This window comes from Streptomyces luteolus, from assembly GCF_029968015.1.
Lineage (GTDB): Bacteria > Actinomycetota > Actinomycetes > Streptomycetales > Streptomycetaceae > Streptomyces > Streptomyces luteolus.
The window spans coordinates 71,289-82,890 of the sequence record NZ_JASCIS010000037.1 but is presented as its reverse complement, the minus strand read 5'-3'; the positions used below and the strand labels follow the sequence as shown (position 1 = coordinate 82,890).

Annotated in this window: 11 protein-coding genes and 1 pseudogene; 6 read left to right on the top strand and 6 right to left on the bottom strand. The window is 72.0% G+C overall.

Going from position 1 to position 11,602, the window contains the following annotated elements; genetic code table 11:
• A pseudogene (locus QIT00_RS28860) lies at nucleotides 1-216 on the top strand (2-oxoacid:ferredoxin oxidoreductase subunit beta); the annotation flags it as partial.
• A 48-nt stretch (nucleotides 217-264) separates the two neighbouring features.
• On the opposite strand, the gene QIT00_RS28855 reads toward QIT00_RS28860, so the two are convergent.
• Nucleotides 265-648 (bottom strand): winged helix-turn-helix transcriptional regulator, encoded by a 384-nt coding sequence (locus QIT00_RS28855; RefSeq protein WP_282538355.1) that lies wholly within the window; start codon nucleotides 646-648, stop codon nucleotides 265-267.
• A 114-nt stretch (nucleotides 649-762) separates the two neighbouring features.
• Here QIT00_RS28855 and QIT00_RS28850 point away from each other — a divergent pair, with 114 nt between their 5' ends.
• Together QIT00_RS28850 and rarD are read left to right on the top strand one after the other, a co-directional pair.
• Complete coding sequence (locus tag QIT00_RS28850) at nucleotides 763-1,623, top strand: SDR family oxidoreductase (protein WP_282538354.1); 861 nt, start codon at nucleotides 763-765, stop codon at nucleotides 1,621-1,623.
• Between the two features lie 155 nt (nucleotides 1,624-1,778).
• Nucleotides 1,779-2,786 (top strand): EamA family transporter RarD, encoded by a 1,008-nt coding sequence (gene rarD, locus QIT00_RS28845; RefSeq protein ID WP_282538353.1) that lies wholly within the window; start codon nucleotides 1,779-1,781, stop codon nucleotides 2,784-2,786.
• 71 nt (nucleotides 2,787-2,857) lie between these two features.
• Here the strand turns inward: rarD and QIT00_RS28840 are convergent, their stop codons facing one another.
• Nucleotides 2,858-3,412 (bottom strand): CGNR zinc finger domain-containing protein, encoded by a 555-nt coding sequence (locus QIT00_RS28840; RefSeq protein WP_282538352.1) that lies wholly within the window; start codon nucleotides 3,410-3,412, stop codon nucleotides 2,858-2,860.
• 100 nt (nucleotides 3,413-3,512) lie between these two features.
• Here QIT00_RS28840 and QIT00_RS28835 point away from each other — a divergent pair, with 100 nt between their 5' ends.
• The 3 genes from QIT00_RS28835 to QIT00_RS28825 all read left to right on the top strand — a co-directional run bounded on the left by QIT00_RS28835 (nucleotide 3,513) and on the right by QIT00_RS28825 (nucleotide 6,769).
• A complete protein-coding gene (locus QIT00_RS28835; RefSeq protein ID WP_282538351.1) occupies nucleotides 3,513-4,973 on the top strand; it encodes a hypothetical protein in 1,461 nt (486 codons plus the stop codon).
• 158 nt (nucleotides 4,974-5,131) lie between these two features.
• The gene (locus tag QIT00_RS28830; RefSeq protein ID WP_282538350.1) at nucleotides 5,132-5,581 is read left to right on the top strand and encodes a VOC family protein; all 450 of its coding nucleotides are present in this window, start codon (nucleotides 5,132-5,134) and stop codon (nucleotides 5,579-5,581) included.
• 234 nt (nucleotides 5,582-5,815) lie between these two features.
• A complete protein-coding gene (locus QIT00_RS28825) occupies nucleotides 5,816-6,769 on the top strand; it encodes a M28 family metallopeptidase (protein WP_282538349.1) in 954 nt (317 codons plus the stop codon).
• 43 nt (nucleotides 6,770-6,812) lie between these two features.
• Here QIT00_RS28825 and QIT00_RS28820 read toward each other — a convergent pair whose 3' ends face one another.
• The 4 genes from QIT00_RS28820 to QIT00_RS28805 form a co-directional block, all read right to left on the bottom strand.
• A complete protein-coding gene (locus tag QIT00_RS28820; protein ID WP_282538348.1) occupies nucleotides 6,813-7,706 on the bottom strand; it encodes an ABC transporter permease in 894 nt (297 codons plus the stop codon).
• On the bottom strand, nucleotides 7,693-8,640 hold the full coding sequence (locus QIT00_RS28815; RefSeq protein WP_282538347.1) for an ABC transporter ATP-binding protein: 948 nt from the start codon (nucleotides 8,638-8,640) through the stop codon (nucleotides 7,693-7,695). The genes QIT00_RS28820 and QIT00_RS28815 overlap by 14 nt, the downstream gene beginning before the upstream one ends.
• A gap of 165 nt (nucleotides 8,641-8,805) precedes the next feature.
• Nucleotides 8,806-10,101, bottom strand: coding sequence for a LolA family protein (locus QIT00_RS28810; protein ID WP_282538346.1), 1,296 nt, complete (start codon nucleotides 10,099-10,101; stop codon nucleotides 8,806-8,808).
• A gap of 294 nt (nucleotides 10,102-10,395) precedes the next feature.
• Nucleotides 10,396-11,406 carry a polyprenyl synthetase family protein gene (locus QIT00_RS28805; protein WP_282538345.1) on the bottom strand — a complete coding sequence of 337 codons (1,011 nt, stop codon included), beginning with the start codon at nucleotides 11,404-11,406 and terminating at the stop codon, nucleotides 10,396-10,398.
• Nucleotides 11,407-11,602: the final 196 nt, after the last annotated feature.

Here is an 11,602-nt window from a genome sequence, read left to right as displayed (position 1 = left end):
ACCCACGCCGCGTCCCCCACCACCGCGTTCGCCCTGTCCCGCCTCGCCGACCCCGACACCCTGCACCACACCCCGATCGGCGTGTTCCGCTCCGCCGAGCGGCCCGTCTACGACACCCAGATGTCCGAGCAGCTCGACACCGCCATCGAGAGAGACGGCAAGGGCGACCTCGCTGCCCTCCTCACCGGCAACGACACCTGGACCGTCGTCGGCTGACGGCCCGCCCCTGGAGTACCCGCACGAGGCCCGGCCCTGAGCAGTGACTCAGGGCCGGGCCTCGTCGTACCTCTCCCGGTTCTTGAGCACCTGCTCCGTGCGCCGCTCCGTCCACCGGCCGAGCGCCTCGACCTGGGCGGCCGCCTCCTCGCCGAGCTCCGTCAGGGAGTAGTCGACGCGCGGCGGGATCACCGGCTGGGCGTCGCGCAGCACGAAGCCGTCGCGCTCCAGCGTCTGCAGTGTCTGGGCCAGCATCTTCTCGCTCACCCCGCCGACGTGCCGGCGCAGCTCGCTGAAGCGGTACGAGCGCTCCCGCAGGGCGATCAGGATCAGCACGCCCCAGCGGCTCGTGACGTGTTCGAGCACCCCGCGCGAGGGGCACATCGGGGCGTTGACGTCCATCTTCATGCCCGGCTGCCAGCTAACTTCCATACCAGTACCTTACTTCAAAGTGGGTACTTCCGATTGGTTAGTACCCAGCTTACGTTGGTGGCGTCCCCGAGAACAGACCAAGAACAGACCTCGAACCCACCCAGGGAGCCCGTCATGATCGTCGTCACCGGAGCCACCGGACAGCTCGGCCGCCTCGTCGTGGAGCAGCTGCTCGACGCCCGGGTCCCGGCCGGCCGGATCGCCGCCATCGTCCGCGACAAGGACAAGGCAGCCGACCTCGCGGAGCGCGGGATCGAACTGCGGATCGCGGACTACTCGGCGCCCGAGACCCTCGCCGGGGCGTTCGGCGCCGGTGACCGGGTGCTGCTGATCTCCGGCAGCGAGGTCGGCCGGCGGGTGGCGCAGCACCGGGCGGTGATCGACGCGGCGAAGGCGGCGGGCGTCGCGCTGCTCGCGTACACGGGGATCCTCGGCGGTCCCGAGGCCGACTTCCGGCTCGCCGACGAGCACAAGGCTACCGAGCGGGCGATCCTCGACTCCGGCCTGCCGTACGCGTTCCTGCGCAACGGCTGGTACCACGAGAACCACACCGCGAACCTGGCCCCGGTCATCGAGCACGGCGCGGTCCTGGCCAGCGCGGGCGAGGGCCAGATCGCCTCGGCCGCGCGCGCCGACTACGCCGCGGCGGCCGTCGCCGTACTGACCGGCGAGGGCCACGAGAACCGGACGTACGAGCTGAGCGGCGACGAGGCGTGGAGCTTCGCGGAGTACGCGGCCGAGGTGGGGCGGCAGACCGGCAGGGAGATCGCGTACCGGAACGTGCCCGCCGAGCAGCACCTCGCCGTCCTCACCGGCGCCGGGGTGCCCGGGCCGATGGCCGAGATCCTGGTCGACGTGGACGCCGCGGTGGAGCGCGGGCGGCTCGCCGGGCGCAGCGGCGACCTGGCCCGGCTGATCGGCCGGCCGACGACGCCGGTGGCCGAGGCGATCGCGGCGGCGCTCAGGACCGGGTGATCATCCGGGCCTCGCGCCGGACTCCGTGGCGGGCCCCGTAGCGGACCTCTGCGGGCGTGGGGCGCCTGTCATGACCGTATAGAGATACGGACATGACAGGCGGGCCCTCTCGGAGCTACCTTCGTGGAGTTGTCACGAAGCAGAGTGGAGGGGCCTTGAAGCCGTCGGGTGAGGGTCGCGCGGGACTGATATGCGGCTTTGCCGCCTACGGGTTGTGGGGCCTCGTCCCCCTCTTCTGGCCGCTCCTCAAACCGGCCGGCGCCGGAGAGATCCTGGCCCACCGGATGGTGTGGTCCCTGGTGCTCGTCGCGCTCGTGCTGCTGGTGATGCGGCGCTGGGCGTGGGCGGGCGAGCTGCTGCGGGAGCCCCGCAAGCTGGGCCTGGTGACGATCGCCGCGACCGTGATCACGGTCAACTGGGGCCTCTACATCTGGTCCGTGAACAGCGGTCATGTCGTCGAGGCCTCCCTCGGCTACTTCATCAACCCCCTCGTCACCATCGCGATGGGCGTGCTGCTCCTGAAGGAACGGCTGCGTCCGCTGCAGTGGACGGCCGTGGGCGTGGGCGCCGCCGCGGTGCTCGTCCTGGCCGTCGGGTACGGTCAGCCGCCCTGGATCTCGCTGACGCTCGCCTTCTCGTTCGCGACGTACGGCCTGGTCAAGAAGAAGGTCAACCTCGGCGGTCTGGAGTCGCTCGCCGCGGAGACCGCCATCCAGTTCCTGCCCGCGCTCGGCTATCTGATCTGGCTCGGCACGCAGGGCGAGTCCCACTTCGGGCCGCACGGCGCCGGCCACGCCGCGCTGCTCGCCGCGACCGGCCTGGTGACGGCGATCCCCCTGGTCCTGTTCGGGGCCGCCGCGATCCGCGTACCGCTGTCGACGCTCGGGCTGCTGCAGTACCTGGCGCCGGTGTTCCAGTTCGTGCTCGGCATCACGTACTTCCACGAGGCCATGCCGCCCGAGCGGTGGGCGGGCTTCGCGCTGGTGTGGCTGGCTCTGTCGCTGCTCACGTGGGACGCGCTGCGGAACGCTCGCCGGACGCGGGCCGAGGCGATCCGGCTGGCGGCCGCGCGGGCGGTGGCGCCGGACGCGACGAAGGGGACCGAGGGAACCAAGGGGACCGAGGTGTCGTCCTCGCCCTCGTCCCCCAAGGCGACGCTCTGACGCCTGCTGTCTCGGGGCGCCTCCTCGGCCCCTCCCCCCCCAGGACCCCTGTTCCTCGATCGTCGGCGGGGCTAATTCCTGGCCCGGTGGGTTCTGACCTTGTGGCGGTTGCCGCAGCGCTCCATCGAGCACCAGCGGCGGCGGCCCGCCCGTGACGTGTCGACGAAGACCAGGAAGCAGTTGTCGGCCCCGCAGGCCCGGATGCGGTGTGCGTACGGGCCGGTGAACAGGTCGATCGCGTCGCGCGCGACCGTCGAGAGCAGCCCGCTCGCCGTGGCCCCTCCGCTCCACGCGCGCGTGCCGTCCGGCAGCAGGCGGGCGGCCAGCGGCGGCGCGGCAGCGGCGGCGTTGACCACGGCCAGCGGCTCCGGGGCGAGGGCGGCGCCCCGCGCACGGGCCTCGGCCAGCGACCACAGCGCGGCCCGCAGCGCGTGCGCGGCCGCCAACTCCCGCTCGTCGACCGTCACTTCAAGTCCCGCGCCGAGCCTGCTCTCCGCCGCCCAGGCACGCAGATCGGTGGGCTCACGCAGCGACTCGAACCGCGGGTAGCGCTCGGCCCCGCCGGTCGGCAGCAGCTCCAGGCAGAGGGCGCCGGGGTCGAAGAGGAAGGAACGGCCGTACGTCACGTAACCAGCGTATGCGGTTACGACGGTGGGGACGACGGCGCACCTCTCAGGAACGGACAAGTCACCGCATAACGGGGCGAAACCTCAGTACCGTGTGGCCATGCCGCCGCCGCACCTCACGCCTCCGCGACGGGACCACCGCGCGCTGCTCCTCGTCTGCGTCGGATTCGCGGTGCTGCCCGCGCTGCTCGTGCCGCTGAGCCTGCCGCTCGGCTGGGACGAGATCGTCTACGCCGGCCGCTTCGCCTCGTACGCCCAGGGCCTCGACGTCCCCTTCGAGGCGCCGCGCACCCGGGGTGTGCCCGCGCTGATGGCGCCGGTCGCCGGCTGGTCGGACCACGTGGTGCTGCTGCGGGTGTGGCTGAGCCTGCTCGCGGGGGTCGCGCTGTACGTCGGGTACGTGCCCTGGCTGCGGGTGCTGCGCGCGCGGCCGTACGTCGTGCCGCTGGCCGCGGCGGGCTACGGGAGCCTCTGGTTCACGCTGTTTTACGTCGGCTCCGCGATGCCCAACCACTACACGGCGATGGGCGCGACGGCGGCGGTCGGCTGGTTCCTGTGCCTGCGCGCGGGCCACGGGACCTTCCTGCGAGGGTCGGCCGGGCTCGCCGTCGGCCTCGCGCTCGCCACCCTGACCCGGCCCAACGACGCGGCGTGGATCGTGGCGCCGCTGCTCCTGGCCGTGGTCGTGCACCGGCCGCGACAATCGGGAAGACGGGCCCTCGCCGCGATGGCGGTGGGCGTCCTGGCCGGGCTTGTGCCGTGGGTCGTCGAGTCCGAGCTGCGGTTCGGCGGTGTGCGCGAGCGGCTCGCCCTCGCTTCGGAGCAACAGGGCGGTCTGCGGCCCCGGTTCAACCTGCCCGCCGTGATCAACGCCCTCGACGGCCCACTGCTCTGCCGCCCCTGCGCAGCGGCGGGGCCGAGCCTGCCGACGGCCCTGTGGTGGTACGTGCTGCCGGTCCTGGTGGTCGCCGGGGTGTGGCTCGTGCGGCGGGGACGGGGGCGTACGGCGGTGGACGGGGGGCCGGACGACGTGCCCGTCGCGGCCGTCGTGCTGCCGGTCATCGTCGCCGGATCCGCCTCCGTCACGTATCTCTTCCTCCTCGACTACTCCGCCGCCCGCTTCCTGCTCCCCGCGTACGCGCTGCTCGCGCTGCCCGCCGCCGTCGCCGCGCGGGCGCTGTGGGGTGCGGCGCGCGGGCGCGGGCGGGTCGCCGTCGGCGCACTGGCCCTCGCCGTCGTCGGACATCTCGGCGTCCAACTCGCCGTGGCCCGCGCGCATGCCGGGATCCAGGCCGAGGCCCGCGGCGACTGGCACCGGATCACGGCCGCGCTGCGTGCGGCGGGCGTCGACCGGGGCTGCGTCCTGGACGGCAACAGCATGGTGATCCCCGTGGCGTACACCGCGGGCTGCGCCCCCGCGATACAGCACCCCGACTCCCCGCCGGACGCCTGGGTCCTGCGCAACGCCGAACCGCCGCGCACACCGGGCGAGTTGCGGGTGATCCCGGTTCCCGGAACGTACAACGCGGGGTGGCGGATCGCGGTGCCGCAGCAGCGGTGAGGCGGGGTTGCGTACGGACGGGCTTCGCGGGCGGCCATTGCGAGCGGGGCGGACGGACGGGCTTACGGGCGGGACTTGCAGGCGGGACTTGCAGGCGGGACTTGCGGGCGGGGCGTCGCCCTTGCCGCTCCACATTCGTAACCGCTATAACCAGTTACATGCCTCTCCAGTGGAAAATCGTCGTCGACTCCACCGACCCGCACGCGCAGGCCGACTTCTGGGCCGCCGCGCTCGACTACGCGGTCGAGGACAACAGCGCCCTGATCGAGCAACTCCTCGGCGCCGGCGCCGTACCGCCCGCGCTCGTCACCGAGCACCACGGCCGGCACTCCTGGCGCGGGGCCGCGGCGGCGCGGCACCCGGACGACCCCTACGACGAGCTCAGCGGGGCCGGGCTCGGGCGGCGACTGCTCTTCAACCAGGTCCCGGAGCCGAAGACCGGCAAGAACCGGGTCCACCTCGACCTGCATGTCGGCGCCGAGCAGCGCGCGGACGAGGTGGCGCGGCTCGAAGGGCTCGGCGCGCGCGTGGTGCGTGCGGTGGACGAGCCGGGCGGCAGCTGGGTGACCATGCAGGATCCCGAGGGGAATGAATTCTGCGTGGCTTGAGGTGAGTTGAGGGGATTGGGGAAGGGCCGGGGTTCGGGCAGTCGGGATCGACGGCGCCCGGAATACGGAACAGGCGGACCGGAATTCGCTCTTGACGTGACGTCAACGTGCAACCACCATCGGGGCGCACGCATCACGCGCTGCGCGCGTGCGCCACCAGCACCATGCGCCCGCGCGCAACCGCATGTCTCGTACGCCCCCACCCTGTTCCCGTACGGACTTCGGAGCCCCCACATGAAACTCTCCGCCCCGATACGCACCCTCACCGCCGCCGCCCTCGTCACCTCCGGGCTGCTCGCGATGCCCGCGGCGACCGCGGCGACCGCGGCACCCACGGCCGAACCGGCCGCCGCGGCACCCGACATACCCGTCGCCGACGTCAAGGCGCACCTCGGCGAACTGCAGTCCATAGCCGAGGCCAACGGCGGCAACCGCGCCCACGGCCGGCCCGGTTACAAGGCGTCCATCGACTACCTCAAGGGCAAGCTGGACGCCGCCGGATTCACCACCTCCGTCAAGGAGTTCAACTCCGGCGGCGCCACCGGGTACAACCTGATCGCCGACTGGCCCGGCGGCGACGAGGGCCAGGTCCTGATGGCCGGCGCCCACCTCGACAGCGTCAGCTCCGGGCCCGGCATCAACGACAACGGCTCGGGTTCCGCGGCCGTACTGGAGACCGCGCTCGCCGTCTCCCGTGAGCAACTCAAGCCCGCGAAGCATCTGCGCTTCGCCTGGTGGGGCGCCGAGGAGCAGGGCCTGGTCGGCTCCCGGAACTACGTCAACTCCCTGCCGGACGCGGACCGTTCCAAGATCAGCGGCTACCTCAACTTCGACATGATCGGCTCGCCGAACCCGGGCTACTTCGTGTACGACGACGACCCGGCCATCGAGAAGGTCTTCAAGGACTACTTCGCCGGTCTCGACGTACCCACGGAGATCGAGACCGAGGGCGACGGCCGCTCCGACCACGCCTCGTTCCTGGACGCCGGGATACCGGTGGGCGGCCTGTTCACCGGGGCCGGGAACCGCATGTCCAGCGAGCAGGCGCAGAAGTGGGGCGGCACGGCGGGCGAGTCCTTCGACCGCTGCTACCACTCGGCCTGCGACACGACCGACAACATCAACGACACGGCACTCGACCGCAACAGCGACGCCATCGCGCACGCGATCTGGCAGCTGTCGTCGTAACTCGACTCGGCGAGGTCCCCCGCCGCCCACACTCCGCTCTCCCTCAGGCGCTGATGTCCTTGCCCGCGAACCGGGCCCAGGCCGCCGAGCCGAACAACAGGGCGTAGAAACCCTGCAGTCGGAGGTTGGCGTACAGGTTCTCCCAGAGGACCGGTTCGCGCATCAGGTCGGCGAAGGACAGCCAGTGGTGCGAGAAGAGGTACGGATGCACCGCGTCCAGCTGCGGGATCGTGGTCAGGATCTGCACCGTGACGAGCAGTCCCACGGTGCCGGCCATGGCCGCGATCCCGCTGCTGGTCAGCGTGGACACGAACAGTCCGAGCGCCGCGAAACCGACCAGTGACAGCGCGACGGCGAGGGCGATCAGGAGCGCCCGCCACAGCCCCTCGGAGTAGTCGATCCGGGTGCCGGAGATCGTGGTGAGGTCCCCCACCGGGAACAGCAGGGCGCCGGTGACCAGGCCCGACACCGCCACCGTAAGCGTCGCGGCGAGGCAGAACGCCAGCGTCGACGCGTACTTGACGAGCAGCAGTCGCGTACGGCCCGCCGGCGCGACGAGCAGATAGCGCAGCGTGCCGGCGCTCGCCTCGCCCGCGATCGCGTCGCCCGCGACGACGCCGACGGTCAGTGGCAGGAAGAACGGCAGGGTCGCGGCGAGCGCGGTGAACACCAGGAACAGACCGTTGTTGCTGATCTGCGCCATGAACGCCGGACCGCCGCCGTCCGCCCCGCCCCCGCTCCCGCTCCCGGCCGACGGGTCGCCTCCCGTCTCGATCCGCACGACGCCGCCGATCAGTACGGGGATCGCCGCGAGCACGCCGAGGAGCGCGAAGGTGCGCAGGCGGCGGAAAGTGAGGCCCAGTTCGGAGCGGAGGAGGCCGAGCGTCGCCGCGACGCGCGGGGGCGGCCGTTCCGTTGTGATGTCACCCGGCGACATCGAATCCCTCCCCCGTCAGCGCCACGAACGCGTCTTCCAGAGTGCCCCGTTCGAGGCCGAACGCCCGGACCCGGACGCCCGCGTGGACGAGGGCCGCGTTCAGCTCCGCCGGGTCCCGGTCGCCGGGCGGCGGCTCGCCCGTGACCCGGTCCTCGGTGACCGTCAGCCCCGTGACCCCGTGCTCCTTGAGGATCCGCGCCGCGTCGCCCGCGTCCGGTGTGGTGACCGCGATCCGGTCCTGCGCGCGGGCCGCGAGCTCCGCGACCGGACCCTGGACGACGAGCCGGCCGCGGGCCATCACGGCGGCGTGCGTGCAGACCTGCTCGATCTCGTCCAGCAGATGCGAGGAGAGGAAGACGGTACGGCCGTCCTGGGCCAACTCCCTGATCAGCGCCCTGATTTCGCGCATGCCCTGCGGGTCGAGGCCATTGGTCGGCTCATCGAGTACGAGCAGTCGGCGCGGTCTGAGCAGCGCCGCCGCCAGACCGAGCCGCTGCTTCATACCGAGCGAGTACGCCTTGGCCTTCTTCCCCGCCGCCGCGCCCAGGCCGACCCGCTCCAGGGCGGCGTCGACGCGGGCGGCACGGGTGCGCGGGTCTGCGGTCGGGTCGGCCGCGTCGTACCGCAGCAGGTTGTCCCTGCCGGAGCGGAAGGCGTACGGGGCGGGGCCCTCGATCAGCGCGCCGACCTGCGGCAGTACGGTCCGTGCCGCGTCCGGCATACGGCGGCCGAGCACCTGCGCCGTACCGGAGGTCGGCTCGATCAGGCCCATCAGCATGCGGATGGTGGTGGTCTTGCCGGAGCCGTTGGGCCCGAGGAATCCGAAGACCGTACCGGCCGGAACGGTGAGGTCCAGGTGGTCCACGGCGAGCTGGCCGCCGCGGAAGCGCTTGGTCAGCCCTCGGGTCTCCACGGCCGCGAACGCGTCTGCCATGGCCCGCCCCCCTTCGCGTTCTCGGCGGGGGTGGTCGCCCCCGCTCGCAGCGCGTTCCGCCCCGCGGGCTCGAGGCCCACGGGGCGGAACCACCCTGCTGCTGTCCTACTTCTGCGGGTTCTACCCGCGCGGGCTCTACTTCTGCGGGTTCTACCCGCGCGGGCTCTACTTCTGTGAGTTGGCCGCCTTCACCAGCGTGGCCTTGTCCACCGCGCCGATGTAGACCTTGCCGTCGTCCGTCATCAGCGCGTTCACCAGGCGGGTGGAGAAGACCGTGCCGGAGCCGAACTTGCCCGTCACCTTGTCGCCGAAGGAGTCGAGCAACTTCCCTGCCTCGGGCGGGAGTTCACCGGATCCGGAGCCGGAGCCGGAGCCGGATCCCGAGGACGGTACGCCGCCCTTCGCGCCGCTGTCGATGACCGCGACGGAGCTCCAGCCCTTGCCGATCACCTTCGCACCGCCCTTGCCGTTCTTGCCGTTCTTGCCGTTCTTGTCCCCGCCGGGCTGGCCGAAGGGGAGTTCTCCCAGCGGGCCCTTCGGCTCCTTCAGCTCCTTCGGTGCCTTGCGCTCCAGCTCGTCCGCCTCCGTGACCTTCGTGCCCTTGCCGGGCTTGAACTCGAAGGTGGACGCGGCCGGCTTCGCGAAGTCGACCTTGGTGAACCCGGCGTCGACCACCGGCTTGCCGCCGCTGCTCGGGCTGAGCGTGAACTTCAGCGGCACGCCGTTCTCCGCGTCCACCGCGATCCGGATCGAACCGACCGTGGAACCGGTGCCCTTGGGCTCGACGAGCAGCTGGTACGCGTCCCGCCCGGCGACGCTCGCCGTGCCGTCGACGGTCACGGACGTCGTCTCGTCGGCCGCCTTCAGGATTTCGTCGGCGAGCTCCTTGGGGGTGGCCGGAACACCCTCGTGCATGCCCCGGTCCTGCTCGGGGGCCTTGCCCGCGTGCCCGTCCTCGGCGTGGAACGCCTCGTCCGACTTGCTGTCGTACGCCCACACGTCGGAGCCGTTGCGGATGATGCTGTACTCCGCCGCGTCGTCCAGGATCGACAGCTTCTGCTTCTGCGGACCGTCGGCGGCCACGCGCAGCGTGTGCGTCCCGGTCACCAGCTCCATCAGCTTCTGGTCCGGCGCCGCGGCCGAACCGCCGTCCCCGTCACCGCCCTTGGGCGCGAACGAGGCGGCCGCGTCGGCGAGCGACGGCAGGCCCAGGTCCGTGCTGATCTTCACGTTGCCGGAGATCTGCTGCTGGTCCGACGCCGCGACCTTCTCGATGAGTTGCTGAGCGGTGATCTTCGGCAGGTCCGGATCGCCGGAGTCCGCGAGCGCCGGGACGAGCCCGATGGTCGCCGCGGCGACGCCGGCCACCGCGGCCGGGACCGCGTAACGCGCCACTCTGCGACGGCCCGTGGGCCGGTCCTCGTCCCCCGCGGTGCGCTGTGCCGATTCGTACGGTGCCATGTGTGCCCTACCTCCGTGTTCGGCGGCGGTCTTCCCTCTGCACTCGTCCACCCCGCGCCGCCATTCTCACCCGAATTGGTCAGGAGTGGTGCTGTGTCCTCAAGTTGGTTCGTCGAGTGGTGCACCTCTATACGACCAAATCGGCCGTACGGAAGCGTCCACCCCGGGGCGCAACCTCACGTACGCCCACGGGATGACATACGACGGCGGCGCCTCCCCCGACCCGTAGGGGAAGCGCCGCCGTCGGACGTCCATCGGGCTCGGCCCGCGCGGTGCACCACCGCGTCCTCGGCCTCAGCCCGCGCGGTGCACCACCGCGTCGCACAGCTCCACGAGGGCCGCCTTCGCGCCGCACTCCGGGAGCGGGGCGAGCGTCGCGCGGGCGTCCTCCGCGTACCGGATCGTGTCCCGGCGGGCCTGCTCCAGGGCCGGGTGGGCGCGCAGTCCGGCGAGCGCCTCGGCATGCCGGGCGTCGTCCGTGAGGTCGCCGTCGAGCAGTGCGCACAGTGCGACGTCCTCGGGCCCGGCGTCCTTGGCGGCCTGGGCGCGCAGGTGCAGCACCGGCAGCGTGGGGATGCCCTCGCGCAGGTCGGTGCCGGGGGTCTTGCCGGACTCGTGCGAGTCGGAGGCGATGTCGAGGACGTCGTCCGCCAGCTGGAAGGCGGTGCCGAGGCGTTCGCCGTACTGCGTCAGGACGTCCACGACCGTCTCGTCGGCGCCGGACATCATCGCGCCGAAGCGGCCCGCGACCGCGATCAGGGAGCCGGTCTTGCCGCTGATCACGTCCAGGTAGTGCTCGACCGGGTCGCGGCCGTCGCGCGGGCCCGCGGTCTCCAGGATCTGGCCGGTGACCAGGCGTTCGAAGGCCTCGGCCTGGATCCGGACGGCCTCGGGGCCGAGGTCGGCGAGGATGTGCGAGGCGCGGGCGAAGAGGAAGTCCCCGGTGAGGACGGCCACCGAGTTGCCCCAGCGGGCGTTGGCACTGGCCACGCCGCGGCGCACGTCCGCCTCGTCCATCACGTCGTCGTGGTAGAGCGTCGCCAGGTGCGTCAGCTCCACGACCACCGCGGACGGCACCACTCCGGGTGCGTAGGGGTCGCCGAACTGGGCGGCGAGCATGCCGAGCAGCGGCCGGAACCGCTTGCCGCCCGCCCGCACCAGGTGCTGCGCGGCCTCCGTGATGAACGGGACCTCGCTCTTGGTGGCCTCGATGAGACCCTCTTCGACAGCAGCCAATCCGGCCTGGACATCGGCTTCCAGAGCCTGGTCCCGCACGCTCAGCCCGAACGGCCCGACGACGGTCACGAGGGGGTCTCCTGTCTGCTGACGATCACAAGTCGATCCACGGTCGATCACATGCCCGATGACACGGTTTGTCGATGTGTCGCTGCCATCACTCAAGTCAGCGTATCCGGTCGCGTTTCGATCACTGCGGGCCCCCGCCCGACCAGCACGGGATCCCCGCAGTTCTCCCTTGCGTCACCGGGGCCTCGTCCATCAC

Excerpts from the sequence above, each read along its gene's own strand:
- QIT00_RS28855 (WP_282538355.1), bottom strand. The coding sequence starts at position 648 with ATGGAAGTTAGCTGGCAGCCGGGCATGAAGATGGACGTCAACGCCCCG.
- QIT00_RS28850 (WP_282538354.1), top strand. The coding sequence starts at position 763 with ATGATCGTCGTCACCGGAGCCACCGGACAGCTCGGCCGCCTCGTCGTG.
- QIT00_RS28835 (WP_282538351.1), top strand. The coding sequence starts at position 3,513 with ATGCCGCCGCCGCACCTCACGCCTCCGCGACGGGACCACCGCGCGCTG.
- QIT00_RS28830 (WP_282538350.1), top strand. The coding sequence starts at position 5,132 with ATGCCTCTCCAGTGGAAAATCGTCGTCGACTCCACCGACCCGCACGCG.
- QIT00_RS28825 (WP_282538349.1), top strand. The coding sequence starts at position 5,816 with ATGAAACTCTCCGCCCCGATACGCACCCTCACCGCCGCCGCCCTCGTC.
- QIT00_RS28820 (WP_282538348.1), bottom strand. The coding sequence starts at position 7,706 with ATGTCGCCGGGTGACATCACAACGGAACGGCCGCCCCCGCGCGTCGCG.
- QIT00_RS28815 (WP_282538347.1), bottom strand. The coding sequence starts at position 8,640 with ATGGCAGACGCGTTCGCGGCCGTGGAGACCCGAGGGCTGACCAAGCGC.
- QIT00_RS28810 (WP_282538346.1), bottom strand. The coding sequence starts at position 10,101 with ATGGCACCGTACGAATCGGCACAGCGCACCGCGGGGGACGAGGACCGG.